General features: G+C 68.6%; 26 protein-coding genes. 11 read left to right on the forward strand and 15 right to left on the reverse strand.

Annotation, left to right across the window (positions count from 1 at the left end):
- Position 1: 1 nt before the first annotated feature.
- The 6 genes from ACW174_RS00695 (at position 2) to ACW174_RS00720 (ending at position 5,639) form a co-directional block, all read left to right on the forward strand.
- A complete protein-coding gene (locus ACW174_RS00695; protein ID WP_492015781.1) occupies positions 2–730 on the forward strand; it encodes a flagellar hook assembly protein FlgD in 729 nt (242 codons plus the stop codon).
- Between the two features lie 47 nt (positions 731–777).
- The gene (gene flgE / locus ACW174_RS00700) at positions 778–2,556 is read left to right on the forward strand and encodes a flagellar hook protein FlgE (protein WP_492015782.1); all 1,779 of its coding nucleotides are present in this window, start codon (positions 778–780) and stop codon (positions 2,554–2,556) included.
- 163 nt (positions 2,557–2,719) lie between these two features.
- On the forward strand, positions 2,720–3,004 hold the full coding sequence (sciP, locus tag ACW174_RS00705; RefSeq protein ID WP_492017316.1) for a CtrA inhibitor SciP: 285 nt from the start codon (positions 2,720–2,722) through the stop codon (positions 3,002–3,004).
- Between the two features lie 118 nt (positions 3,005–3,122).
- On the forward strand, positions 3,123–4,337 hold the full coding sequence (gene mnmA / locus ACW174_RS00710) for a tRNA 2-thiouridine(34) synthase MnmA (RefSeq protein ID WP_492015783.1): 1,215 nt from the start codon (positions 3,123–3,125) through the stop codon (positions 4,335–4,337).
- Positions 4,330–4,917, forward strand: a complete 588-nt coding sequence (locus ACW174_RS00715) for a hemerythrin domain-containing protein (protein WP_492015784.1) — start codon at positions 4,330–4,332, stop codon at positions 4,915–4,917. Before mnmA ends, ACW174_RS00715 begins: the two co-directional genes overlap by 8 nt.
- 92 nt (positions 4,918–5,009) lie before the next feature.
- Positions 5,010–5,639, forward strand: coding sequence for a hypothetical protein (locus tag ACW174_RS00720; RefSeq protein WP_492015785.1), 630 nt, complete (start codon positions 5,010–5,012; stop codon positions 5,637–5,639).
- Between the two features lie 12 nt (positions 5,640–5,651).
- Here the strand turns inward: ACW174_RS00720 and ACW174_RS00725 are convergent, their stop codons facing one another.
- Entirely contained in the window at positions 5,652–6,488 is an 837-nt protein-coding gene (locus ACW174_RS00725; protein WP_492015786.1) for an acyl-CoA thioesterase, read from the reverse strand.
- 179 nt (positions 6,489–6,667) lie between these two features.
- Between ACW174_RS00725 and ACW174_RS00730 the strand changes: the two genes are divergently transcribed.
- The 4 genes from ACW174_RS00730 to ACW174_RS00745 all read left to right on the forward strand — a co-directional run bounded on the left by ACW174_RS00730 (position 6,668) and on the right by ACW174_RS00745 (position 9,227).
- Positions 6,668–7,162 carry a winged helix-turn-helix transcriptional regulator gene (locus ACW174_RS00730; protein ID WP_492015787.1) on the forward strand — a complete coding sequence of 165 codons (495 nt, stop codon included), beginning with the start codon at positions 6,668–6,670 and terminating at the stop codon, positions 7,160–7,162.
- A 177-nt stretch (positions 7,163–7,339) separates the two neighbouring features.
- The gene (locus ACW174_RS00735; RefSeq protein WP_492015788.1) at positions 7,340–7,936 is read left to right on the forward strand and encodes a DNA-3-methyladenine glycosylase I; all 597 of its coding nucleotides are present in this window, start codon (positions 7,340–7,342) and stop codon (positions 7,934–7,936) included.
- Positions 7,936–8,559, forward strand: coding sequence for a ribonuclease HII (gene rnhB, locus ACW174_RS00740; RefSeq protein ID WP_492015789.1), 624 nt, complete (start codon positions 7,936–7,938; stop codon positions 8,557–8,559). The genes ACW174_RS00735 and rnhB overlap by 1 nt, the downstream gene beginning before the upstream one ends.
- A gap of 86 nt (positions 8,560–8,645) precedes the next feature.
- On the forward strand, positions 8,646–9,227 hold the full coding sequence (locus ACW174_RS00745; RefSeq protein WP_492015790.1) for a hypothetical protein: 582 nt from the start codon (positions 8,646–8,648) through the stop codon (positions 9,225–9,227).
- 23 nt (positions 9,228–9,250) lie between these two features.
- On the opposite strand, the gene ACW174_RS00750 is transcribed toward ACW174_RS00745, so the two are convergent.
- The 4 genes from ACW174_RS00750 to ACW174_RS00765 all read right to left on the reverse strand — a co-directional run bounded on the left by ACW174_RS00750 (position 9,251) and on the right by ACW174_RS00765 (position 12,648).
- Positions 9,251–9,514, reverse strand: a complete 264-nt coding sequence (locus tag ACW174_RS00750) for a hypothetical protein (protein ID WP_492015791.1) — start codon at positions 9,512–9,514, stop codon at positions 9,251–9,253.
- Positions 9,515–9,549: 35 nt separating this feature from the next.
- On the reverse strand, positions 9,550–10,590 hold the full coding sequence (locus tag ACW174_RS00755) for a DNA adenine methylase (protein ID WP_492015792.1): 1,041 nt from the start codon (positions 10,588–10,590) through the stop codon (positions 9,550–9,552).
- A gap of 19 nt (positions 10,591–10,609) precedes the next feature.
- Positions 10,610–12,052: a pyruvate kinase gene (gene pyk, locus ACW174_RS00760; protein ID WP_492015793.1), complete on the reverse strand. Its 1,443-nt coding sequence runs from the start codon at positions 12,050–12,052 to the stop codon at positions 10,610–10,612.
- Between the two features lie 320 nt (positions 12,053–12,372).
- On the reverse strand, positions 12,373–12,648 hold the full coding sequence (locus ACW174_RS00765; protein WP_492015794.1) for a hypothetical protein: 276 nt from the start codon (positions 12,646–12,648) through the stop codon (positions 12,373–12,375).
- Between the two features lie 15 nt (positions 12,649–12,663).
- Here ACW174_RS00765 and ACW174_RS00770 point away from each other — a divergent pair, with 15 nt between their 5' ends.
- A complete protein-coding gene (locus tag ACW174_RS00770) occupies positions 12,664–13,146 on the forward strand; it encodes a hypothetical protein (RefSeq protein WP_492015795.1) in 483 nt (160 codons plus the stop codon).
- A 64-nt stretch (positions 13,147–13,210) separates the two neighbouring features.
- Here the strand turns inward: ACW174_RS00770 and ACW174_RS00775 are convergent, their stop codons facing one another.
- The 10 genes from ACW174_RS00775 to ACW174_RS00820 all read right to left on the reverse strand — a co-directional run bounded on the left by ACW174_RS00775 (position 13,211) and on the right by ACW174_RS00820 (position 24,262).
- Positions 13,211–13,447: a hypothetical protein gene (locus tag ACW174_RS00775; protein ID WP_492015796.1), complete on the reverse strand. Its 237-nt coding sequence runs from the start codon at positions 13,445–13,447 to the stop codon at positions 13,211–13,213.
- 66 nt (positions 13,448–13,513) lie between these two features.
- Positions 13,514–13,945, reverse strand: a complete 432-nt coding sequence (locus ACW174_RS00780; RefSeq protein ID WP_492015797.1) for a Gp49 family protein — start codon at positions 13,943–13,945, stop codon at positions 13,514–13,516.
- Positions 13,946–13,975: 30 nt separating this feature from the next.
- On the reverse strand, positions 13,976–14,374 hold the full coding sequence (locus ACW174_RS00785; protein WP_492015798.1) for a DUF1353 domain-containing protein: 399 nt from the start codon (positions 14,372–14,374) through the stop codon (positions 13,976–13,978).
- Positions 14,371–14,790, reverse strand: a complete 420-nt coding sequence (locus tag ACW174_RS00790; RefSeq protein WP_492015799.1) for a hypothetical protein — start codon at positions 14,788–14,790, stop codon at positions 14,371–14,373. The genes ACW174_RS00785 and ACW174_RS00790 overlap by 4 nt, the downstream gene beginning before the upstream one ends.
- Positions 14,787–15,518, reverse strand: a complete 732-nt coding sequence (locus tag ACW174_RS00795) for a hypothetical protein (protein WP_492015800.1) — start codon at positions 15,516–15,518, stop codon at positions 14,787–14,789. Before ACW174_RS00795 ends, ACW174_RS00790 begins: the two co-directional genes overlap by 4 nt.
- On the reverse strand, positions 15,515–15,934 hold the full coding sequence (locus tag ACW174_RS00800; RefSeq protein WP_492015801.1) for a hypothetical protein: 420 nt from the start codon (positions 15,932–15,934) through the stop codon (positions 15,515–15,517). Before ACW174_RS00800 ends, ACW174_RS00795 begins: the two co-directional genes overlap by 4 nt.
- Positions 15,931–16,149: a hypothetical protein gene (locus ACW174_RS00805; protein ID WP_492015802.1), complete on the reverse strand. Its 219-nt coding sequence runs from the start codon at positions 16,147–16,149 to the stop codon at positions 15,931–15,933. Before ACW174_RS00805 ends, ACW174_RS00800 begins: the two co-directional genes overlap by 4 nt.
- Positions 16,146–18,794 carry a hypothetical protein gene (locus ACW174_RS00810; protein WP_492015803.1) on the reverse strand — a complete coding sequence of 883 codons (2,649 nt, stop codon included), beginning with the start codon at positions 18,792–18,794 and terminating at the stop codon, positions 16,146–16,148. The genes ACW174_RS00805 and ACW174_RS00810 overlap by 4 nt, the downstream gene beginning before the upstream one ends.
- Before the next feature lie 39 nt (positions 18,795–18,833).
- Positions 18,834–21,518, reverse strand: a complete 2,685-nt coding sequence (locus ACW174_RS00815; protein ID WP_492015804.1) for a hypothetical protein — start codon at positions 21,516–21,518, stop codon at positions 18,834–18,836.
- Positions 21,518–24,262 carry a hypothetical protein gene (locus tag ACW174_RS00820; RefSeq protein WP_492015805.1) on the reverse strand — a complete coding sequence of 915 codons (2,745 nt, stop codon included), beginning with the start codon at positions 24,260–24,262 and terminating at the stop codon, positions 21,518–21,520. Before ACW174_RS00820 ends, ACW174_RS00815 begins: the two co-directional genes overlap by 1 nt.
- Positions 24,263–24,264: the final 2 nt, after the last annotated feature.

The raw sequence follows: 24,264 nt of genomic DNA on the forward strand, positions 1-24,264 counted from the left end.
GATGGTTGACGCCGTCTCCACCAACAATGCGGCAGGCCGGATCAATACCGGCGGCGCGACCCTGGCCTCGAATTTCGAGACCTTCCTCACCCTGCTGACCACCCAGCTGCGCAATCAGGACCCGCTGTCGCCGGTCGACTCCAATGAGTTCACCGCCCAGCTGACCCAGATGGCCGGCGTCGAACAGCAGCTGCTGACCAATGACCTGCTGACCAGCCTGCTGGCGGCCCAGTCGGCCGGCGGTCTGGACAACGCCTCCAACTATATCGGCAAGGAAGTGACCGCCGCCTGGACCGCCACCTCGCTGGAAGACGGCAAGGCGACCTGGGCCTACGAGCTCGGCGCCACGGCGTCGGACGTGAAGATGCAGGTGCTGGACAGCAAGGGGAAGGTCGTCTGGGAAGGCCAGGCGCCGGACAAGGGCATCGGCCTGCACGACTTCACCTGGGACGGCAAGATGACCGGGGGCGACACGGCCGAAAACGGCGGCGTCTATACCCTGAAGGTCACCGCCACCAACGCCAACGGCGGCAAGATCGACAGCCAGACCCTGATCCGCGGTCGCGTGACCGGCGTCGAGATGTACGACGGCGCGCCGTATCTGGTGATCGGCGACTCCGTCCTCCCGCTTTCGACCGTGATCTCGCTCAACGAGGCCCGGGCGACGCAAGCAGACAACGACGACGAGGCGGAGAATCCGCCCGTCCCAACCGAGGAGGCGGCCGCATGACGCGCTCCGCCGCCTTCCCGAACATCCCCTTTCAAGGAGCGTAATCCATGAGCCTGAACAGCGCTATGCTGGCCGGCGTGTCCGGCCTCGCCGCCAACTCGACCGCCCTGGCCGCGATTTCCCAGAACATCGCCAACGTCAACACCGTCGGCTACAAGCGGACGAACGCCGAGTTCCAGACCCTGGTGAACAGCCAGACCCGCACCGGCGGCAGCTATTCCGCCGGCGGCGTCACGGCCAACGCCCGCTCCTTCATCAGCCAGGAAGGCCAGCTGCAGCGGACGACCGAGTCGACCGACCTGTCGGTCAACGGCCAGGGCTTCTTCGTCACCACGACCCAGGCCGAGAACGTCGGCGCCACCGACACCCGCCTGTTCACCCGCGCCGGCGCCTTCCGCGTCGACAACATGGGCTATCTGAAGAACAGCGCCGGCCTGTACCTGCAGGGCTGGCCCGTGGACTCGAACGGCGAGATCGCCACCGATCCCTCGGACCTGTCGCGCCTGCGTTCGATCAACATCGGCTCGGTCGGCGGCACCGCTGAACCGACCACCCGCGTCCAGATCAACGCCAACCTGCGCTCGACCCAGGACGTCTCCGCGCCGGCCGGTCCGAACACCTACAACAACGTCAATGACGCCGCCGTGCCGCCCGTCGCCCACAACATGTCGGTCGCCTACAAGCGCACCGGGACCAACACCTATGAAGTGACGCTGAAGACGGGCATCACCACCGTCACCGGCACGGCCACCTACAACGCCGCCGGCGCCCTGACCGGCTTCGCGCCGACCGCCGGCACCAACGGCTCGGCCACGGCCACCGCCACCGCCGTCACCATCACCCCGACCAGCGGCACCCCGCCGGTCGCCGGCACCGCCTTCGCCATCGACTTCGCCAACATCGGCATGGGCACGGACGGCATCGCCAAGACCAAGTACGACCCGTCGGTCAACTCGATGGCCATGTACAACGCCGACGACGACAACCCCGTCGGCGTGAAGCCCGACTTCAAGATGAACATCCCGGTTTCGGACTCCAAGGGCGGCCAGCGCAATCTGGAGATCCGCTTCCTGAAGAGCGACCAGCCGAACCAGTGGTACGCCGAAATCGTCTCGGTCCCGGCCGAGGACGTCATCACCGGCGCCCCCTATTCGAACGGCCAGATCAAGACCGGCCTCATCGCCTTCACCCCCTCGGGCCGTCTCGACGTCGAGACGATGCAGGGCTGGCCGGCGGGCAAGGGTCTGTTCGACGATCCGACCCAGGCGTCGCTGGACTTCCTGGCCTCCGACCCGAACAACACCATCGACCCGGCCGATCCCACCGACAACGGCAAGGTCAAATGGGCTGACGGCCTCGGCATCGCCGCCCAGACCGTGACCCTGGACCTTAACACTTCGGCCGGGGGGCTCAGCCAGCTGAACACCGCCTCGGTGGTGCAGTCGACCGTCACCAACGGCACGGCCTTCGGCAATCTGAGCGAGATCACCATCGACGAAGGCGGCTTCGTCACCGCCATCTTCGACAACGGCGTCATGCGCCGGATCGCCCAGGTCGCGGTCGCCACCTTCCCCAGCCCCGACAGCCTGAAGGAGGTCAGCGGCAACGCCTATTCCGTCAGCCTGGAGTCCGGCACCTTCAACCTGAAGGCCGCGGGTACGGGCGGCGCGGGCACCCTGGCGTCCCAGCAGCTGGAGTCCTCGACCGTCGATCTGTCGGCCGAGTTCACGGGCCTGATCACCACCCAGCGCGCCTACTCGGCCTCGTCCAAGATCATCACGACCGCGGACGAGATGCTGGCCGAGTTGATCAACATCAAACGCTGATATCAAAGTAACTGACGGTTAGTCTCGATGAAGACTTCGTTGAATATCGGGGGCGTGGACGGAAGGGATTTTATTCTTTCCTTCACCACGACGCTTAAAAGGCCCTTAGCGGCCCGGCGCTACCTTGCACGCTCAATGGTGGTGGTGAATGAGGCATAAGCCCATGTTGCAAGAGCGACGCCTAAATAACTCAGGCGAACAATATGTGGTCGGTCCGACCGGCACGCCGCTCACGCTGCGTGACCTGCCGCCGCCCAATACGGATCGCTGGGTCATCCGTCGCAAGGCCGAGGTGGTCGCCGCTGTTCGCGGTGGTCTCATCAGCCTGGAAGACGCGCTGGCCCGGTACCGCCTGACCGCGGAAGAGTTCATCGCCTGGCAAAAGGCGATCGACAAATGGGGCATGCAGGGTCTGCGGACCACGCGTATCCAGCACTATCGCGGTTAGACCTTCTCCCCGTGTAACGCCTGCAGCGGCCGCCCTCGAAACGGGGCGGCCGTTGTCGTTTGCGCGCCATCTTCCGCTAGGCCTCGAAATTGCGCGGCTTGCGCACTAAATGGCGGCCATGAGTTTCGTCGAGGACATCTGCCCCGTTCCGAACATCGCCCCCATGGCCTCGCCGCAGGACATGGACGCGGCGATCGAGAGCGCACGCAAGGCGGTGGGCCTGCCCGTCGGCGCGCGCGTGGTCGCGGCCATGTCGGGCGGGGTGGACTCCACCGTCGTCGCCGGCCTGCTGCACAAGGCGGGCTATGACGTCGTCGGCGTCACCCTCCAGCTCTACGACCACGGCGCCGCCCTCAAGAAGAAGGGCGCCTGCTGCGCCGGTCAGGACATCCACGACGCCCGCCTCGCCGCCGAGACCCTGGGCATCCCCCACTATGTCCTCGACTACGAAAGCCGCTTCCGCGACGCCGTGATCGACCAGTTCGCCGACAGCTATCTGGCGGGCCAGACGCCGGTCCCCTGCATCCGCTGCAATCAAACCGTGAAGTTCCGCGACCTGCTGGACGTCGCCCGCGATCTCGGCGCCGAGGCCATGGCCACCGGCCACTATGTCCGCCGCGCCGTCGGCGCCGACGGCCGCGCCCAGATGCGCAAGGCCATCGACCACTCGCGCGACCAGTCCTACTTCCTCTTCGCCACCACCCCGGCGCAGCTCGACTACCTGCGCTTCCCCCTCGCCGATCTGGAAAAGCCCCAGGTGCGCGGCGTGGCGCTGGAGCTCGGCCTGCGCATCGCCGCCAAGCCGGACAGCCAGGACATCTGCTTCGTCCCCAACGGCGACTACCGCACCCTGATCGACAAGCTGCGCCCCGAAGGCCGCGAGGCCGGCGAGATCGTGCACATGGACGGCCGCGTGCTGGGCGCCCATGCCGGCATCACCGACTACACCATCGGCCAGCGCCGCGGCCTCAACGTCGCCGTGGGCGAGCCCCTGTTCGTAACGAAGCTGGATCCGGTCAAGCGCCACGTCATCGTCGGCCCGCGCGACGCCCTGCTGACCGCCGCCCTGACGCTGGACGAGACCAACTGGCTGGGCGACCACGCCTCCATCGAGGCCGCCGCCGAAGCCGGCGCCCCGGTGCTGGCGCGCGTCCGCTCGACCCGCCCGCCCTCACCGGCCCGGCTCTCTCTTATCGACGGCGTCGTCTCCCTCGCCTTCGAGACCGGTGAGGAAGGCGTCGCCCCCGGTCAGGCCTGCGCCCTCTACGACCCGGCCGATCCCGATCGCCTGCTGGGCGGCGGCTTCATCAAGACGACCACCGCCGTTGTCTGACCCCTCGCCGGAGCCCTCCGACGAGGCGCTCGCCCTCGCGCTGCGTCACGGCCTGCCGGTCGAGTGGCTCTATCTGCGCGACGAATACCCCCGCGACCGCTGGGCCGAGCCCGGCCTCGACCAGACCGCCGCCTTCTGGCTCCAGATGCACGGCAGCTTCCGCGGCCATCAGGGTCATATGGACGGGCTGGTCAGCCAGTGGCGCGCGGGCGGCGACGTCCGCGCCCTGCACCGCGCCCTGATCCCCACCCTGCAGTCCTTCCTGCAGCACCTCGACGGCCACCACCGCATCGAGAGCGGCCAGTATTTCCCCATGATGCGCAAGCTCGAGCCCCGCATCGAACACGGCATCGACCTGCTGGACCGCGACCACGACGTCATCCACGGCCAGCTCGAGACCCTCTTCCAGTCCGGCATGGCCTTCCATCAGGCGATCGCCTCAAACGCCGCCGACGCCCCCGACCGCGCCGCCCGCCTCGGCGACGCCCTCGACACCGGCGCCCCCCTCCTGCTGCGCCACCTGGAAGACGAGGAAGACATCGTCATCCCCCTGATCCAGCTGCGCGGCCTGCCGCACTGAGCAGGCCTTCGTCCTTGACGGTGACGCCCGTGCGCCCTCACATGCCAAGGTTGCGTATCGGCTCAACCTGATCAGCCGCGCGGAGACCGCCCATGCTCACGGCGCTGGCCGCCGCCCTGGCCCTGATCTCACCCCCGCAACCGGCGCCCGCTGAAAGCCTTGCGGACCTCGCCTGGCGTTTCTGCATCGAGCCCGACGGCGATCACCGCCTGACGTGGCATAGGGCGGAACAGGACGGGTTCAGGTGGATGACGCCCGACGATGTTCCCAATCTCTACTTGCCGGGTACGTTCGGTCCGGATCTCAGAGGCCTGGAGAAGACATCCGACGGAACAACGATCCGAATTCTGACCTCGGCCTTTCGCTGGACCTCCCCGGGGGACGGCCGGACCTTCTTCCGGCAGTGCTGGCTTTCGGCCTCGGCAGCGGACCTCGGTCAAACCCGGGCAGACCTCGGCGCATTGCTAAACGTCCGGCCCTTCCGGTCGAAAGAGGTGATCGTGTTCGCGTGGATACCCCTCCCGGACGGGACGTCCAGCTCTGTACCCAGACGCGACTATCTCCGGAACGTGCTGACGCTGTCCCGCGATCACGGCATGCGACAGATCATGCTTCGCCAGTACGACGCGAGCGTCTTCATCGGATACTCTTCGCCCCGCGACGAAGCCACCTACCGCGACTTCGACTGGGCCGGGCCCGAGCCGATCGACGCTCCCGAATAGCTGCGGTCAGCTCTACGGCGCCCGCGACGCTAGCACCTTCCTGAGCTGCCGCCCCACCGCCAGCGGCCGTCCGTCCTGCGCCCACGCCGTCGCGTCCTCCACCGTCCAGCCGCCGTGGCTGTCGCGCGAGACGAACTCGAAATAGGTCCAGCCGTCCGGGGCGGCGTCCTCCGGCACAGGGCCGAAGAAGTCGTAGCGCAGGTCCGCCGTCGCCGAGACCGCGGGCGGGGCCGGCAGCATGGTCCAGTAGACCGGGAAGGTGGCGTCCAGCAGGAAGGCCAGACGCGCCTCGTCCAGCGGCTTGCCGTCCGCGGTGCGCATCCACACCCCCATCCGGTCGGTCTCGTTGCGTCCGAACAGCTTGATGCCGCCGACGAAACGATGCTCGACATGGCGGGTGAAGTGGGGGCCGAACCGCGGGTCCATCGGCGTCAGCGGCTGGTCGGCCAGCGGCGGCGGGGTGATGGAGGCGGCGCGCAGTTCCGGCCCCTCGCCCGGCGCGCCGAAGGTGACCAGCCCGCTCATCGCCAGCCGCTCGCCCTGCCCCGCCCGCACATTGACGTAGGACGCCGACCGACCGCCGCGCAGCAGGTCGCTGTTGATCGTCATCGGCTCGAATTTCGCGCCGATCAGAAACTGGGTCGCCACGGTGCGCAGCGGGGTGGTGATCCCCAGCGTCTCGCGCGCCGCCTTGGCCGCCAGCGCCGCCATCAGCCCGCCGAACGGAGAGCCCTTTTCCGGCGGCATCATCGTGGGCGCATTCGAGAAGGACCCGGTCATCGGCGCGATCAGACCGCCCGCGCCGTCCGCGGTCAGGGTCAGGGCTTCGTCGAGGGTCTGGTGCGTCATGGCGTCGGTCTATCGGCGGGAAAGAGCGGGCGGAAGACCGAAATCTCCCGCCCGAGGTCAAGGGACTAGGAAACGTCGCGGCGGGACCGAAACGTGTCCGTAGCCAAACAAGACTGACTCAGTGGGTTCAGATTGGCAACCCTCTTGCAAAAGCGCTGACGTGGGGTCACCTTTGCGCCATGGGACGCACAGCCGACTACTCTCGCCAAAGCTGCACCGTCGCCGCCACCCTCGAGGTGATCGGCGACCCGTGGACGATGCTGGTCATTCGCGACGCCTTCAACGGCGTCAGCCGCTTCGAACAGTGGCAGGAGCGGCTCGGCGTCGCCCGCAATGTGCTGGCCGCCCGCCTCAAGACCCTGGTCCAGCACGGCGTGCTGGAGGCCCGGCTCTATTCCGAACGCCCGCCGCGCAACGAATATGTCCTGACCGCCAAGGGCAAGGACCTGTACGGCGTCCTCGTCACCCTGCACGCCTGGGGCGCCAAGCACGTCTATGGCGAGGAGAATGCGGGCCTGACCATGGTGCACAAGGAATGCGGCCACGACCTGTCGCCGCGCATCGCCTGCGGCCACTGCAATGCAATCGTCAAACCCCGCGACATCCAGGTGATCCACGACCGCAGCCGCCTCACCGTCGGCGAGGTCATGCCGTCAAGGGAAGACGCCGCCTAGGTCGCCTGCGTCCATTTCTGACGCACCCGCATGCCAGACTGCCCGCCGATCCTTGACATCGTGCCCCCCGAACGGCGCCGGAAGTTGGATGTTCGAGTCTTCTGATTTTTTCTCCGGAAAATTTCGGCCCGCTCACAGTAGTAGTCGTAGCAAGCCGCCTGCCCCATTCTGCGGCCCATGACCGACTCACATGCCGACGGCCGCTGCGGCTGGTGCGGAACCACCGACGCCCTCTACATCGCCTACCACGACACCGAGTGGGGCGTGCCCGAGTACGACCCCCGCGCCCTGTGGGAAAAGCTGATCCTCGACGGCTTCCAGGCCGGCCTCGCCTGGATCACCATCCTGCGCAAACGAGAGGGCCTCCGCGACGCCTTCGACGGCTTCGATCCCGAGACGGTCGCCGCCTATGGCGAGGCCGACATCGAACGCCTGCTCAACGACCCGCGCATCATCCGCTCCCGCGCCAAGATCAACGCCGCCATCAACGGCGCCCGGATCTGGCTGGAGATGCGGGACAACGGCGAGGACTTCACCGCCTGGCTCTGGTCCTTCGTCGGCGGCGCCCCGATCCAGAACGACTGGTCCGACTTCCGCGAGGCGCCGACCAAAACCGCCGAGAGTGAAGCCATGGCCAAGGCCCTGAAAAAGCGTGGCTTCAACTTCTGCGGCCCGGTCATCTGCTATGCCTTCATGCAGGCCGTCGGCATGGTCAACGACCACCAGACAACCTGCTTCCGTCACGCCCAGGTTCGTGCGATGGCCCGCCGGTGATGTCCGACCGCGTCTTCCCGACCCTCGCCCTCGAAACCCTGCTGGCCCAGTCCAGCGGCGGACTGGTGTGCGGCGTGGACGAGGCCGGGCGCGGGCCGTGGGCGGGGCCGGTCTCCGCCGGCGCGGTCATCCTCAACCCCGACGACCTGCCCCCCGGCATCGACGATTCCAAGGCCCTGACCGAGAAGCGCCGCGCGGCGCTGGAGCCCGAGATCAAGGCCCGCGCCCTCGCCTGGGGCGTCGGCTTCGCCTCGGCCCGCGAGATCGAGGAGCTGAACATCATCGGCGCCACCGGCCTGGCCATGTGCCGGGCCATCGCGGCCATGCCGATCCAGCCCGTGGCCGCCCTGGTCGACGGCAACTACCGCTTCAAGCTGCCCTGCCCGATCCAGACCGTGGTCGGCGGCGACGGCCTCAGCCTGTCCATCGCGGCGGCCTCGATCCTCGCCAAGACGGCGCGAGACCGGGTCATGGTCGAGATGGACGCCCTCTATCCCGCCTACGGCTTCGCCGGCCACAAGGGCTATAACGCCCCGGTCCACAGTGCTGCCCTCAGGCTCCACGGCCCCTGCCCCGAGCATCGGCGCACCTGGGGACCGGTAAAGGCCGTGCTGGAGGGCTGAGGGCCGCGCCCGGGCCTTCGAATAACATTGTTCTTGACAGTGCCCCGGAACGTGCTCAACCTAAGGTCGCCACGGGGAGGCTGTACATGAGAATCGCTGTCGCCATCATAGCCTTGGCGTCGCTTGTCACCGCCGCTTGCGACACCCTGCCCAAGCCCGGAACACGCAGTTATCTGTCGGTAGCGACGCAAGCCCAGCCGCCGAACGGCCCAATCCGGACCGTCGGAACGCTTTTCGTCTGGAACAACGACGTCAATGCCGGCGTCATTTACGAAGGCGGCAACATCTGCATGCAGCGCGCCATGACCGCCCGCGCCGCAAGCGGAAGCCTGAATGCGAGCGCGCAAGCCGAGGCTCCGGCGAACGTCCTGGCCTCCATGACGGCGGCGGCGGCGGAAGCGACCGAGAGCGGCAACGCGGAGGCGTCGGCGGCGATGTCTGCGGCGATTGCCCAGACCGCCACCGCTCTTTCAGCCACCAGCGAGCGGACGGCCTTCCTAGACATCGGGATGTTCTACATTTGCCAGCTTAGCGCGAACGGACGATTTACAGCGGCCGAGACAAATAGTCTGTCGCTTCAACTGATCCAGTCGGCCGCCGGGATGACGCCCACCGGGTCCGTTCCTCAGGCACACGCGCCGCAATATCAGGACACAGGCGAACGCTAACTCAGACGACGGGTCCAGTGCGATCAGATGTGCAGGGCGCCGCCCAGCATCACACCCATCAGGGCGGCGACGACGCCGCCGCCGATTACCACGGCCCAGCCGGGAATGGCGCGAACCATGTCCTGCATGGTCGGCTCGGGCAGGGCGACTTCTTCGACAGGACGGGTCTCGAAACGCGCCGACGGCGCCGCCGCCGGGCGGCTCACAACGCCGAACGCATCGGCGGCCCGGTCATAGGCGCGGGCGCCTTCCATGCGGCGCGAAGGGGTCAGGGTCATCTGTTCCATGCCCGACACAACGGCCCCGGACTCGCCGCGTTCCCTCAGGCGGCGTCGGCGATCTCGATCCGCCGCTCACCGACCACGAACAGATATTCGACGTTCCGCAGCCGACCGACCGTTCCGACCTTCTCCCCCTTGGGACTGTGGATGCCGATCCGGGCGCCGACGTAGCGGGGTCGGGCGATCTCGATCACCTGCACCTCGCCCCGCGTCGACAGCATGGCGACCAGTTGCTCCCGGCTCAGATAGCCCTCGTCATTGAACGACACGACAAGGTTCGGCGCCTTCAGGTTCGCCACCACCGCCTCCAGCGCCGGACCGATGCCGGGCCGGCTGTTGAACGCGCTCTTGCGGGTTTTCACGTCGACCCGCTTGTTCGCCACCCCATAGGTCTCGGGCATGTCCCAAAGGACCAGGCTCTCCCAGCAGTGATAATTCCCCAGATAGGAATGCTGGTTATAGGGCGGGTCCAGATAGACCAGATCGGCCTCGATCTCCGGCGCGATCGCGACCGCATCCGCATGGGTCGCCTTGCACGGTCCGGCCGCGACGCCGGGCAGGATATCGGGCATCCGCAGCTCCAGCGTCTTCAGCGCCCGCGGGGCCCAGGCCTTCATATAGGCCATCTGCAGACCGGCCGTGGAATCCACCCGGTCCGCCGCCTCCATCAGGGCGACCAGGGCGATCGCCTCCAGCTCGGGTTCCAGCGCCATCGCCGCGATCCGCTCGCGCATGGCGTCGATGATCGCGCCGTTGTCCGGATGGAAGAAGCGCGCGTCCTCGCAGAAGGCCTTGGTGAACCAGCCCCGCTCCGGCGTCACCGTGCGCAGCTCGGCCAGCACCGCCTCGGCCTGCTCCAGCCAAGGCCCGCGATCCGCCTGCACATAGGCGGTGGCGAGGGTGTGGGCATAGGCGTTGTGATCGTTGGACCAGACCCGGAAGCCCTGCCCCTTCAGCGCATGGCCCACGCGGGCGGAGCCGGAGAACAGGTCACAGACCGTCCCGCCCTGCGGCAGCAGGGCGGCGACCGTCGCCGAGACCTGACCCAGCAGGGCGCGCTTGGAGCCGATATATTTGATCAAAAGGCCCCCTTCCGAGGGATCAGGCGCGGCCTTTGCCGCCCTTCCTCGCGGGAGCATGGGCCAGACGCAGCAGATTCGCAGCCCCCGGCGCGCCGAAGGGCGTTCCCGCCAGGATCAGGATGCGCTGACCGGGCTCGGCAAGGCCGAAGGTCATGGCGCTGTTGACCGCGTCTTCGGTCACGTCCTCGAGCGAGGCGGGCTCCTTGCCCAGCCGGGTCTCCAGCCCCCAGACCAGCGACAGACGCCGGGCCGTGTCCGGATTGGGGGTCAGGGTCAGAATCGGTTGCAGCGGCCGCTCCCGCGCCATCCGGCGGGCGGTGCCGCCGGTGGTGGTGAAGACCACGATACAGGCCGTGGCCTGCGAATCCGCCGCCTTGCGCGCCGCGGCGACGAGGGCGTCGACATCGTGCTCCTCCATGCCCGCATGCTCGGCGTCCATCAGGCTGGGCCACAGGGGATCCTGCTCCACCCGCTCGATGATGCGGTTCATGATGCCCACGGCTTCCAGCGGATACTGGCCCGAGGCGGTCTCGGCCGACAGCATCATGGCGTCGGCGCCTTCGTAGACGGCGTTGGCCACATCGGAGGCCTCGGCGCGGGTCGGCGACGGCGAGGCCGTCATCGATTCCAGCATCTGGGTCGCCACGATCACCGGCACGCCGCGCTGGCGGGCGGCGCGGATGATCTGCTTCTGCGCCACCGGAACCTCTTCAGGCTCCAGCTCCACGCCCAGATCCCCGCGCGCGACCATCACGCCGTCGCAGTAGTCGAGGATGCTGTCGAGATGGGTCAGGGCCTGCGGCTTCTCGATCTTGGCGAGGCAGGCCGCCTTGCCGCCGACCAGACGCTTCAGCTCCGCCATGTCCTCGGCCGTCTGCACGAAGCTCAGCGCCACCCAGTCCACGCCGATGCGCAGGGCGAAGGCCAGGTCTTCACGGTCCTTGGGCGTCAGGGCCGAAACCGGCACCACCGCCTCGGGCACCGCCACGCCCTTGCGGTCCGACAGTTTGGAGCCGCTCTCAACCGTGACGTCGGCCCACTGGTCGGTCCGTTCGCCGACGCGCAGCCGCACCCGGCCGTCGTCCAGCAGCAGCAGCATGCCGGTGCGCAGGGCCTTGAAGATCTCGGGGTGGGGCATCTGCACCCGCGTCTCGTCGCCCGGCGTGGGGTCGAGGTCGAAGCGCATCTTGTGCCCGGGGCCGACATCGATCTCGACATTGGCGAAGCGACCGAGGCGCAGCTTGGGCCCCTGCAGGTCGGCCAGCACGCCCAGCGGACGCTTCAGCGCCAGCTCGGCGCCGCGCACCGCCTTCAGGGCCGCGGCGTGATCCTCGTGCGAGCCATGGCTGAAGTTCAGACGGAAGACGTCCACCCCGGCCTGGGCCAGAGCCTTGACGGTCCCGGGCGCGCGGCTTGCGGGACCGAGGGTGGCGACAATGCGGGCGCGCCGGGCTCTGTTCATGAGGTGTCTTCAGGCCTGTTTCAGGAGTGTTGGCCCCTTGTGCCTATGAAACGCGGAACGGGTAAGGCCGCTCCGGTTTCCGAAACACGAAGTTATAAAGGCGTTGACACCATGCCTTTGAAATCAATGACTTTGCTTACCTCGTCCGTCCGACTTGAGCGAAAATCATAACAGGAAGTCGGACAGTTTCAGCGCCCGCCAAGGCCCGTCTCGCCCAATGTCGGACAGCAAAACGCCCCGGCGTCATTATGCGCCGGGGCGTTTCTCGATCGGTCAGGCGGACGGGAACCCGGCGCCAGCCTTGACCGGCCGAAGCCGGATCAGCTGAAGGCGGCGGCCGCCACGGTGACGTTGCCGCCCGCCGCCGGAACCGCCGTAACGGTCAGGGCGCGGAAGGCCGCGTTGGTCGCGGCCACCGTCAGGATCAGGTCGCCGACGTTCAGAAAGGCGCGCACGTCGTTGAAGTAGCCGGCGGCGACCACGGTCGCGACGGTGTCCGCCCCGCCGTTGTAGTGCCAGAGCTGGCGGCTGCGCGGGGCGCCGTCGATCGAGTTAAGGTTGGCGGCCTTGCTGAGCTGGGTCTTGTTGAGGGCCATGGCGGCGTTGCTCCGTTGAGAACGATCGCCGCGCTGGCGATCCAGAAGCCTCAGGATCGCGCCGCGCTGTCCACGGCAACGCGGGCCTTTGTTCCGGTTTCGTTCTTGCTTTCGGCAGAGCCTCGGGCGTATGCCGCCGCCATGGGAGCCCGCAACCCCGACACCATCGCATCGCCGCCGAGCCCGCTTCGGGCGCTGACGGTGGCTGAGATGCACGCCGAGCGCTGGACGATCCTGGCGGACTGCCCCGCCTGCAAGACGCGTCTCCATGTGTCGACGGCCGACCTGCGCCGGCTGGCCGGGGACGACGCCGTGCTCTGGGGAAAGACCGGGCGGTGCCGGGTGTGGGTGCGCTGGAACCCTGATCGCCGGTGTGAGGGCCGCGTCACCTTCTGGGCTCAAGCCAGCATGACCGGCTCACCCGTGCCGCTGAAGATGAGCGGCGAGGTCCGCGATGCCATCCAGCTGCGCAGCCAGGCGACGCATCTTCGCTCATGAGAAAGGCCCCCGCCGTCACCGGCGAGGGCCTTCATAAACCGGAACTCTCCTGCGGGCCGGATCGTCAGTCGGGCGAAGGCGGGATCGGTTCAGGGTCCACCGGCGTGCCGGGCGGGCAGTCGATCTTGACCGTGCCCGAGAAGCCGGCGCCCAGCCCGGCCGACACGACGCCGTCGTACTGGCGATGACAGCCCTGCAGATTGGTCAGCACTTGGCCACCCACCGTGCCGCAGGCGGAGAGCAGACCCGACGCCAGGGTCAGCGCGAGGACGGAGGCAGTCAGGAGGAGCGAACGTCTCATGGGATTTTCTTTCTGAATGTGGGCGGCGGGGAGGCCCCCGCCGCCACCGGCGAGGGCCTTGACGGGTCAGGCGGCCGCGAGGCGCTCGCGCAGGGCGAAGCCCATCAGCGGCCAGAGCTGGCGAATGGCGTCTTCGCGAGCGAAGCTTCGGCCCTTCAGCGGGTCGAAGTTCTCGGGCGAGGCCGGGGCGCTTTTCCCGACGATGGTGAAGCCGCTCTTCGTCGTCAGCAGACAGAGCGTCAGGAGGTCCAGGGGGCCGCTGGTCGGCTGACCCAGCGCTTCGGCCGCCTCGCCGGCCGTGAAATAGTTCTCCGACGCAATGGCGGCGTTGAGGTCATCCAGCGAGACGCGCGGCGCGGTGGCACCGGTAGCGCTAAGGACCTCGCTGGCCTCAAGCGAGGACGAGTTGGCCGTGGCGCCAGCGGCAAAGGCGGCGTCGCTGGCGAGGCTGGCGAGCGCAGCGCCGGCGCAGATGGCGAGCATGGTGTGACGGGTCATTGGCTTTCTCCTAGTGAAGCCGGTTCGGGGCTAGCTGCCCCATCCTCCCGCGCCGCCGATCCGGACCGCGCGAAACATGATCGTCCGCCGCCATGCGGGGACGCCGACCACCTCCATGGCTTCCAGGAAGATCCTGTCGGCCTGCAACCGCGTGAAGCGGCCGTCCTCGCCACGGGTGGCGTAGAGGTAGTCGTGAATGATGGCCGGGCGGCCCCAGGGGCCCAGCGCCGGAAACAGGTTGCGCACCCCGAACGGGATGCTGGCGAAGTCGGTCTCGAACCCGGCTGGCACGCAGATAACCACGGGGCTGTCTTCGGAGCCGACGCGGTATTCCAGCGTCTCCAGCAGGCGCACGACCTGGCGGCCGTCCTTGACCTGGCCGGGAACCTCCTCGACGCGGAAGGCGCCGGTGATCCGGGCGGCGGTCATTTGCGTTCTTCCGCTTCACGGCGAAGGGCGAACCGCGCCCACATGAAAGCCGACACCAGCTCGTCGCGTAGCTGCCACGGTGGGCGCTCGACGCCGTGTTTGTCGAACAGAGCATCGACCTGCGCGAAGAGCGGAACCTCCTCCACAATCGAAGGCGGGCCGGACAGTGGCCGAGTGAGCGGCGCCCGCTCATGCTTCGACCACTTCAGGTGATTGCGGGCATAGACGACCCAAAGCGCGAGGTTCAGCGGGATCAGTCCCCAGGCCTGAGCCGCGACGATCCAGACCAGCCAGAGCGCCTGATTGCCGAGACCGACCGCCCACGCATGGCGGCTTTTGCTCCCCGCCAACAACGTCATCCAGACCGTGACTGCCGATAACAGCCACGGCAGGAAGGTGATGATTGAGGCCTTCATCGACCGTATCCCCCCAGCTGAAGCGCGCGCTGGAAGTGGACCGCATAGCCGGCGATCACTGCCGCCTTGTCCGTGCCGTTGACGATCGGGCGGGCCTTCTCGAACGCCTTGGGCGCGGCCTCGCCCGTGCGGGGCAGGTAGGCGCTCAGCTTGCGCCCGGTGAACCAGCCCTCGGCCATGCCGTACACCAGCACCGCCGCAGACACGTCGGGCCGCAGGGCGAGGTCCGGCGTCACCGTCAGGTCCTCGGCCGCGCCGATCACGCCCAGCTCACGCAGGCGGTTCGTCGCCTTCAGATAGTTGGCGTAGCCGGTCAGCTGAACGTCGCCGCGACCGGCGTACAAGATGCCGTCGCCGTCCGCCTCGGGCGTATTCCCCAGCTGCTGAGCCAGCCGCCCGGTGTCGTACTTGCGCAGGTAAGCCTCGCCGCCCTTCTCGCGGACCGGCTGCATGGCATAGGCGGTCTCGTGATAGTCGGTCGCCAGCACATAGGCGGCGTCCGCCAGCGGCAGGCGCGCGCGCCCGCACATGGCGATGACCCGTTCGCAGCCCTGCACTTGCTCGACCGACAGGCGCGGCCACAGGCGACCCCGCACGTGGCCGAAGAAGGCGCCCGGATCGACCAGGTCCAGCCGGGCGTCCGTCTGGGTCTCGACCGCCAGAAGTTCGGTCAGCTGGTCATAGGTCAGCTTCGCCGCGGCGTGCGCGGCCTGAAGGGTGGCGGTCATGATCTGTTGGCCTCGAGGACGATAAGCGGCCGCTGGCCGGTCAGGTCGGTGACGTCGATCCCCGCCTTGCGCAGTTCGCGGGCGAGGCTTTCGGTGATCTGGCGCTGCTGGTTCAGCTCGCCTTCCATGCGGCGGGCGTCGGCCTCACAGGTCGCGTGCGCGCGGTCCAGCCGCTCGACCTCGGCTTCCAGCCGCGCGATCGTGCCGCGCAGCTGGCCGACGATGCCCTCGGCCGCCACGTTCAGATGCTGCTGGAAGACGGCGGCCGCGTTGACCAGGTCTGCCGCGTCCTTCGACGGCGACGGCTTCTGGCCGCGCTTCTCCAGCCACGACTGCGTCAGCTTCAGCGCCGCAGCACCGAGGCCGCCGGCGCCCAGAATGGCGACCGCGTCGGTGAGGGAGGTCTTGACGCTCACCCCTCCGGCTCCGCCTCGCCTTCGACGTCATACGTCCAGGCGATCGTGTCGCCGAACTCGTCGAACTCACCCGCCGCATTGATGCGCCGCGCGGTGAAATGCCCGTCCGGGCCATAGTTGGTCGCCAGCTGATCCTTCAACGTGTCCAGCTCGGCATTGCGCCCGACCAGGTCATGGAGCGGGCAGACGTAGGCATAGGCGCCGTGGTGTTTCACGTGATCAGCTCCGGGTTCGGGATGGGATCGGCGTCGCGCCAGCACCAGCTGGTGTCGAAAACCAGCTTGCGGCCGGTCATGTCCGTCTTGGTCGCGCCGGTGGCGTCGTAGATCGGGTCGCCGTACAGCTTGGAGAAACCGGCGAAGTTCGAGACGTAGGTCTCGGCCAGCGTCTTGTTGACGGCCACGAACGCGCCGCCGCCGACGCTCTCCTTGTGGGACTTGCCGGTGCCGCTGTTGTTGCTGACGATCACCCGCTTGGTGGTGAGGTCGCTGTGCGTGAACTCCACCGCGTCGGGCTGTCCCAGCAGGGTCGAGCTGTCGTCGCTCTTGCCGATCCGCTTCCACGGCCCAGGCACCCCGGCGTAGATGCCGCGACACAGGTCCATGTCGGTGAAGGCGGCCAGCGTCACGCTGGTGCGCACGAACCCCGCCGTCACCGTCAGGTCCGCATGGGTGAAGTCCAGCGTGCTGACCATCTGCAGGTGGCGGTTGGCCTCGCTGACGATGTCCAGCGAATAGGTCGCGTGGCAGGCCTTGGCGCCAGCCGACGTCAGCATGAAGCCCTGGTTGATCAGGTTGAACCGGTCGCCGTACAGGCTGGTCAAGGTCGGGCTGGCGATCAGATTGCCGCTGCGCGCCTCGATCCCGCCCGTGTGGCCGGCAAAGGCTCCATAGCCCGTCGCGTTGACGCCACCGATCACGACGGTGTCGCTCGGCGTGGTGGTGGTCTCAACGGCAGTGACGGTCAGTTCCTGGCCGTTGATCTCGACCATGCCCGCCACGCCCAGCGGCTTGATCACGTCCGCCGCCTTGTGGACGTTGATGTTCAGCCGGAGCTTCAGCGGGTTCAGCGAGGTGACGGCCATGATCGTGCCGGTCGAAGCGTCGTTCCAGAAGCGACGCAGGAAGCCCCCGAGGGCGTCCCAGTTGCCGTGCGACACGCCCGCGACCACGGCCTGCGCCGGGGTCTGGGTCGCGAAGTTGCAAAGGATCCCCGGCGGCTCCAGCGTCGTGGGGCCGCCGCCGCCATTATTGACCGAGACGCCACTGTCCAGTTTGTCGAAGAGCAGGTTGAGGTCTTGGCAAATCCGGCCGCCCCAGATGCTGAAATAGCTGTTCAGCGCCGGGACGCCCGGCGGGTCGGACATGAAGGTGCCCATGTCCTTGATGGCGACTTCGATATGGTTCCCGTGTCGATAGGGCCGCCCAGCCGCATAGTTTCCCCGGTGCGACCGGATGCGCAGGCGGTGCAGGTCGCTTTCCGCCTTCTCCCAGCCGATCGGCCGGTCGGGCGTCGGGGCCTCGCCGAACACGCGGCCGCGCGAGATGGCGGGCGAGAGACGCTTCACCGCGGTGTCCGGCCACTCGACCCACAGGATGCGCTGGCCGACGTCTTCGCCGGCCGTCATGCGGCGGCCCACGACGTTGAAGCCCAGCTCGACGTCATTAGGCGACAGGTTGGTGGGACCCGACCGCACAAATGCGGCGGGGCCGAAGAAGGTCGAACCGTCGCCGTTCTGGACAGTGACGTTCGTCGCGCCGGAACCGATGCTGTTGGTTTTCGGCCAGGGCCACATCAGCAGCGGATCAGTGCCCGCACCGTTCAACCGCTCCTGCGGGTTGACCGGCCGGATGGTGAAGTCGTTGTTCGCGCCCAGGGCGGACACGTACATGCGGATGATGGGGCGAAGGGCATAGACGCCGTTCGTGGACGTCAGGATCAGGGCCCGACCGTCGCTGGTCACATAGTCGGCGAAGGTGCTGGCGCCCGTCTTGGTTTTCAGCCTCAGCCCGTCGACGGTGCGCAGCCAGTATTGCGCGCCGATCGCGACGGCCGCGATGCCTGCCGCGTCGGTCGCGTAGCTGGGACTGGCCGGGGTGGCGGCCAGGATTTGCTGGGCTTCGTCGCGGTACTGGTGAGACAGGCCCGCGGCGGCCTCGGACAGGCCACGCTGGACCGCTGCCTGCGCGGCGGCTGCGTCGGCGGCGTTCCGGGCGGCCAGTGCGCCGGCAGCCTCGGCGGTAGCCAGGTCGGCCTTGTCGCCCGCCAGCGTGGCCTTCTGACCGGCCAGCAGCGCCGCCGCCTCCGCCCCCACGCGCGACGCAGCCGACGCGGCCAGGTCTTCGGCCAGGGCGATGGCGCTATTCGGGACCAGCACGATTTGCGTGCCGTCGGCGCTGACGCCGAAAACCCGGCTCGCCAGCGAGGTGCCGGGCGCCGGAGCCTTCAGGCTCATGCCATGGGGCAACAGCAGGGCTCGGCGCAGATCGCGCGCGGCCTCCTGCGCCCGGGCGGTGGCCTCGCGGGCGTCGCCTTCAAGGGTCGGCGTGCGGACCGCGCCGTTCAGTGTGTGGGCCCGGAGCCGCTTCTGGGCCTGCCGGCCGACGATGAAACAGCGGTCTCCCGCGACCGCCCCAGCCGCCAGCGTCAGGGTGAACCCGGCGTCGCTCATGGCTGAAACGGTGAAGCCGCCCAACGTCAGCTCGACCCGATCCGCGCCGCGCTCGCGCACGAACACGACGCAGCTCCCCGGCGCATCGCCGGGGGCGTCGATCAGCGGAAAGTCCGCCGGGAATACCGTCTGCCCGTTCGCTGCTATGAACGGGCCGGCGATGCGGTCATTTTCGGGCAGTTCGGCCATGAACCCACTGTGCCGCCCCGCCGATCACGGCAACGCGGCTCAGTCTGGCGGGTCGCCCCCCAGCATCGACGGCAGGTCCGGCGCCCGCTCGGGCGCATTCTGCCCTTGCGGCCACCATTGTTCCTGGCCGGTTTCGCGCTCCATCCGGCGACGGCGGCGCTCAAACGCCTCCTCCGCCTCCGGGTCCAGAACCCTCTGGAGATTGTCGCCGACCATCCGCGTGAACGCCGCGCGGCTCCACCACAGGCTGGCCAGCGGATTGTAGTTGGTGGCGTAACGCGCGGCCTCCCGGCCGGGACGAGCCTTTTCGACCGCCTCCCCCAGGGATGCGGGATCATCGCGGTCCAGCATCGCCCCGCCGACCTCCAGCGCGTTCCCGCCTGTCAGCCCCCAGGTGTCAGACGCCAACTGGCCCACGGGACCGAAAGCCGCCACCGGTGCAGTCTTTCCGTTGCGTGCCTCAGCCGCGTAGAAGAAATCGCCCGCCAGCCCCATGCCGCCGCCTTGCGTCAGGGCCGCGCCCCAGAACTTGGCGTCGTCGATCGGCTTGGGATCGTTGCCCTTGACCAGCTCACGCAGCTGCATCGTCACGGCGCCGCCCAAGGTCAGGAAGAAAATCCCCTCTGCGGCGTCAGCCGCCAGGTTGAACATCGCGTTCCCGCCACGGGCCCGCGCCTGAAGGACCATCTCCTGCGCGTACAGGTTGGTCAGGGTCGCGGTGAACCCCTTGAACATGCCGAACGATCGCTGCAGTTCACCCCAGAAGGTGCCGGGCCGCTGGGTCGTATAGATGCCGCGCGCCTCCAGCGTCGTCTCCGGACTGGCGAAACGGGTCTCCAGCTCGATTGCCTCGCCCAGCCGCGCCGACAACTCGGGATGCGCGACCTTGCCGGGCAACAGGAAGCTGGCCCCCGCCCTGGGCTCGAACGGCTCGGCCGCCCGGATAATGGTCCAGTCCGCCTCGGTGAAGCCGCGGGCGTCCAGCCAGCGGCCCAGGGCCTGATCCTGTTTCGATCCGCCCTTGAGGTCCGCCAACGTCCGATCGCGCACGTCATGAAGCGCTCCCATCAGCTCGAACCGGAACGATCGCTTGCGCGCCGCCACCAGCCCGGTCAGGCCTTGCAGCCGGATCACGGCCGCCGGCAGGCGGCGGGCGAAGGCGTTCATGCCCTCTTCCGCCTTGGCTCCCACGGTCATCAGACGCAGGTTGTCATGGCTCCCCCGCACGAAGCCGTCGGTGGCCTGTTCGATGATGAAGCCGGTCCGCCGCGCCATGGCCCGCTCTTCCGGCGAGGCCAGCAGCCGCATCAACTCCCCCATGTCACCGTTGCGGTTCAGGCCGCTGAACTTCCGCGCCATCCGGCCAAAGGCGTAACCTGAGCCGATCTCGCCCAGAACAGCCGACCCCAGCATGATGCCGGTCAGGCCCCCGCGCACCGTGGCCGCGCCCTGCGACAACTGGCTGTTCACCGGCATATTCAGGTCGCCGTTGTAGTGGCCCAGCATCCGCTCGGCCTCCAGCACCATGCCCTCCGCCCGATCGCGCGCGCCCTTGACCCCGGCGGCCTCCTCCAGCGTCGCCTCCCGGCGCGCCATCTCGGCCAGCCACTGAAACTGGTGACGCGGGTTCGGCCCGAGGATTTGCAGCTGGGCGATGTCGCTGGCCATGCCGTCCAGGTGGCCCATCATCGCTTGGAAGGGATCGCCCTCGCCGAACGCCTTTTGCGCCGCCATCCAGTCATCGGCCGACTTGAAGACCAGGAAGCGCTCGTCGCCCCGCTGTTTCGCCAGCACGCCCTGCCCCAGCCGTTCGCCGGGCTTCACCCGGCTGGCCCCGCCGGTGACGATCGAGGACCAGGTGTCGCCCAGGACCGCCTTCAGGCGGGCGTCCGTGAACGGCGAGCCCGTCATCCGATCGACCATGGCCGCCCGGTCGAGACGCGGCATGACCGTCGCGACCCACCCATCCTTCCCGATTTCGCGCACCCGGGCGGCGTCCCATTGCTGCGGCAGGCCCCAGCGTTCCAGCTTGCCGATCGACCCGCCGCCCGAGTTGAACATCAGGCGCGCGGCCTCGGCCGTCTTTGACCAGGCCTCGCCCAGCGCCTTGGCGGCCTTGTCTCCGGTATCCTCGCCGAACAGCTCGCGCACGATATTGTCCATGTGCGCGCGGCCCGGCGCGTCAAAGCCCGTCCGGGTTTCGAACTTCTCGATCAGGTCGGCCATCATCGCGTCGAACTTGCCCCTGACGACGCGATACCGCCCCGCCACCGACGGGCCGGGTGCGCCAGACAGGCCGGGCCGGTTCTCAATCAGCCGCTTCAGCCCCATCGCCGCGACGGCCCCGCCCGAATAGGGCTTGCCCTTCTCCGGCGGCGCTCCGCCCTGGACCCACCCGCCGGCCGGCGGCCGACCAGAACCATCGCCGCCGCCCAGCGCCTTGACGCCGTCATAGCCCCGACGGGTCTTCAACCCCGCGATCGTTTCCAGCGCCGCGCGCCGGGTGCGGACCGCCAGCTGACGCCGTCGGCGCGCCTCGATCGCCTCCGCCTCCAGCTTGATCATCGCCTTCTCGGCCGCCGTCCGGTCGGCGTCGATCGGCCCCAAGGTTTCGGACGCCGCCGCATAGGCGTCGTCATAGGCTTCCTGTGCGCTGCGCGCGGCGTCAGCGTCGATCTCGCCCTTTTCAAGCGCCTCAACGATGCAGCTTCCAAACGTGGCCATTATGCCCCTCCCGGCGCGCACGCCTTCAGCACCGCCAAGGCCCGCTCTTCGGGGACAAGGGTCGGCATGTCGTCAAACAGACCCGGCGCGCGGTCAGCCATTCCGCGGACCTCGAATACAGACTGTTGGCCGTCCACTCGCCAAACGCCGTCTTCAAGAAGCCGGGCCGCCGGGTTTTTGACGACCTCGTAGCCGCGGCGCTCCAGCGCCTCCCACACTCGGGCTGCGGCGACTGTCGTCTGACGGGGATCGGACGCCAGCCGCCCGCCGGCCTCATCGGCGCGGCGCGCCGCCTCCTCGTAGAGTTCGACACCCAAACCGCGGCCCCTCTCGGCTTCGGGCAAGCTCGCGACCCTCACGATCCAACGGCCGTCCGGAGCGACGGCACCGGACAAACCATTGATGCCGCCCATCTCCGGATCGGCTTCGCCGACCCCTCGCGGCTCAAGAGCCCAGGTTAGATCGCCAGCGCCATCCGGTGCGGTCATGAAAACCAGCTCATGTCGGCCACCCTCAAGCGCCACGTCTTCCGGCTTCGATGCGATCTGGTCTCGCTGCGCTTTTCCGCCGGGCGCGTCGAAGGCCTCAACCTCACGCAACGCCGCCGGTGACGGCGCGGCCGGATTGATCACCTCGGCCCGGACGGCGTCCAGGCGCTCGCCCGCCGCCACGGCCGCGCGGATCCTTTGCACCAATCCCTTCGCGGCGGCGCCCGGCGTCGTCTCCCCCTTGGTCACGGCGGCGGCCGCGCTGCTGAACGCCTCGCCCATCTCGCCGGATCGCAAGGCGAGACGCGACACCAACTCGGAGGCTGCACGATCAACGGCCAGACGGGCCTCGTTTTCCGAACGCGCCAGAACATTGCCGCCCGCCTCGATCGCTTCGGCGTTCCGCACCAGGGCGGCGTTCAGCCGCTCATCCTTGCGCAGAGCCCCCATCACCGCCTCGCGGATACGCCCACGGGCGATGACGGTGCTTTCGCGGGGCAGGCCGCCGAACAAATCCATCTGGCGGCCCTCCGCCTTCAGGAAGTCATCCAGCAGCCCCTCCTGGACCAGCGCACGCGCGCCCTCGATGGAACGCGGGTCGCCTCGACGCAGCAACTCAACGAGGTCCGCGTGCAGCTCTGTCTTGCCGCCCGCCTGCTCGCCGATCACGGCGCCGTATCGTTCGGGGATGACGCCGTTGATCACGGCCCTGAAGGCGTCGTCCGACAGTCCGGCCAGCTGGCGCGCCTGGTGGATGAAGTCGCCCGTCACCGGCAGGCTGCGATCACTCAGCGCCCCGGGCGCATCGCGAAAGACCTTGGCCGCGTCCAGCACTGCGCCGGAGCCTTCGCGGATGTTCTTCAACGCCGCCACCACGCGCACGTCGCCCGCCGCCCAGCCGTCGCGGGCCCGGAACAGATAGCCGTCCAACTGGGCGTCTTCCCAGCCCTGCTCGGCCAGCCTCCGCGCGAGACCACGGCGCTGGTGGCCGTCCGCGACGATCAAGCGACCGTCCAGGTCCTCGAAGATGATCGCCTTGCCGCTGGCCGTCGCGTCCCAGCGCTCGACGCCTCGCAGTCGGCCGGTCACGCCCTCCGCGTCACCATCGGCCTTGTACTGAAAGCGCACCGGGTCAACGTCGACGGTCAACGGGTCGAAGCGCCCGGCGAAGATGCGGCGGCCCTGATAGTCAGTTTCGGCCATCGCGCCCGGCGCGGCCGAGGCGCGAGCCGACGCGGGTTGCATTTGCCTGTCACCGCCTGACAGCGTCTCCGGGAACATTTCGCTCAGGTCCCGCTCTGGCTGGATTTGCGGCGGCAAATCACCCCGCGCCAGTCGGGATCGGGCATCATCGAAATCAGGGGCGGACGAGCCGATAACGGCTTCATCGTCCAGCAACCGCTCGACCTGGTCGGCCAGTCCCCGCTCCGCTGGTTCCGGCGAGGCCTGCCAGCGTCGGCCGGCGGCCCGAAACACCTGCGAAAATCCCTCGCCCACAAACTCGAAGCCGGCCCCGCCCACCGCGCCGAACAGGATGTCCTGCGCGGCCTCCTGCCCGGTATAGGCCGGTCCGCCGAACTCGACGGCGGCGCGGGCGCGCTCCGGCGCCGTCAGGACCTCCGTCCCCGCCCCGGCCACGGCCTGAGCACCCATCCTGACCAGAATGCCCCGCCCGGCCCCCGCGCCGCCTGTAGCGGCCGCTGACGCCAGGTTGGCGGGGTCGATGATCCCGGCGCCCGCCCCGCCGACGAAGTTCCCCGCGGCCCCCTGCCAGCCGCTCGCGGCCCCCGCGCTGGCGTCCGCGCGCATCCGCGTCAGATCGCGCTGGACCGTCTCGTTGATCTGAAGCCGCGTCGGCAGGCTGGCCAGCTGCGGGAAGGCGCGCCGCATCTCGTCAATGCGGGCTTCGTACTCCGCCGGGGTCAGGCGACGACGGCTGGCCTCGCGCCGCACCTGAGCGTCCGCGCTGTACGGATCGACATCCGCCGCCTGGTCTCGCCCAAAGGCCTGGGTGGCGGGCATTTCGTCGGAATACTCCAGCGACTGCCCGGTCAGCCGTTCGATCTCCCGATGCCGGGCCAGCAGCTGCGAGGTCAGATAGGCTTCACGGCCGCCTTCGTTCGAGTTGAACATCTGGTCGCGCCCGCCCCGGGCGGCGGCCGACCAGAACGGGACGGGGGCGGGCGGCGCGACAGGCTCATCCTGCCAGCGTGGCCGGGTATGGACGGAGCGGTTCGCGAAAGACTGAGGCGGCATGA

This window comes from Brevundimonas sp. AVps31, assembly GCF_058681355.1.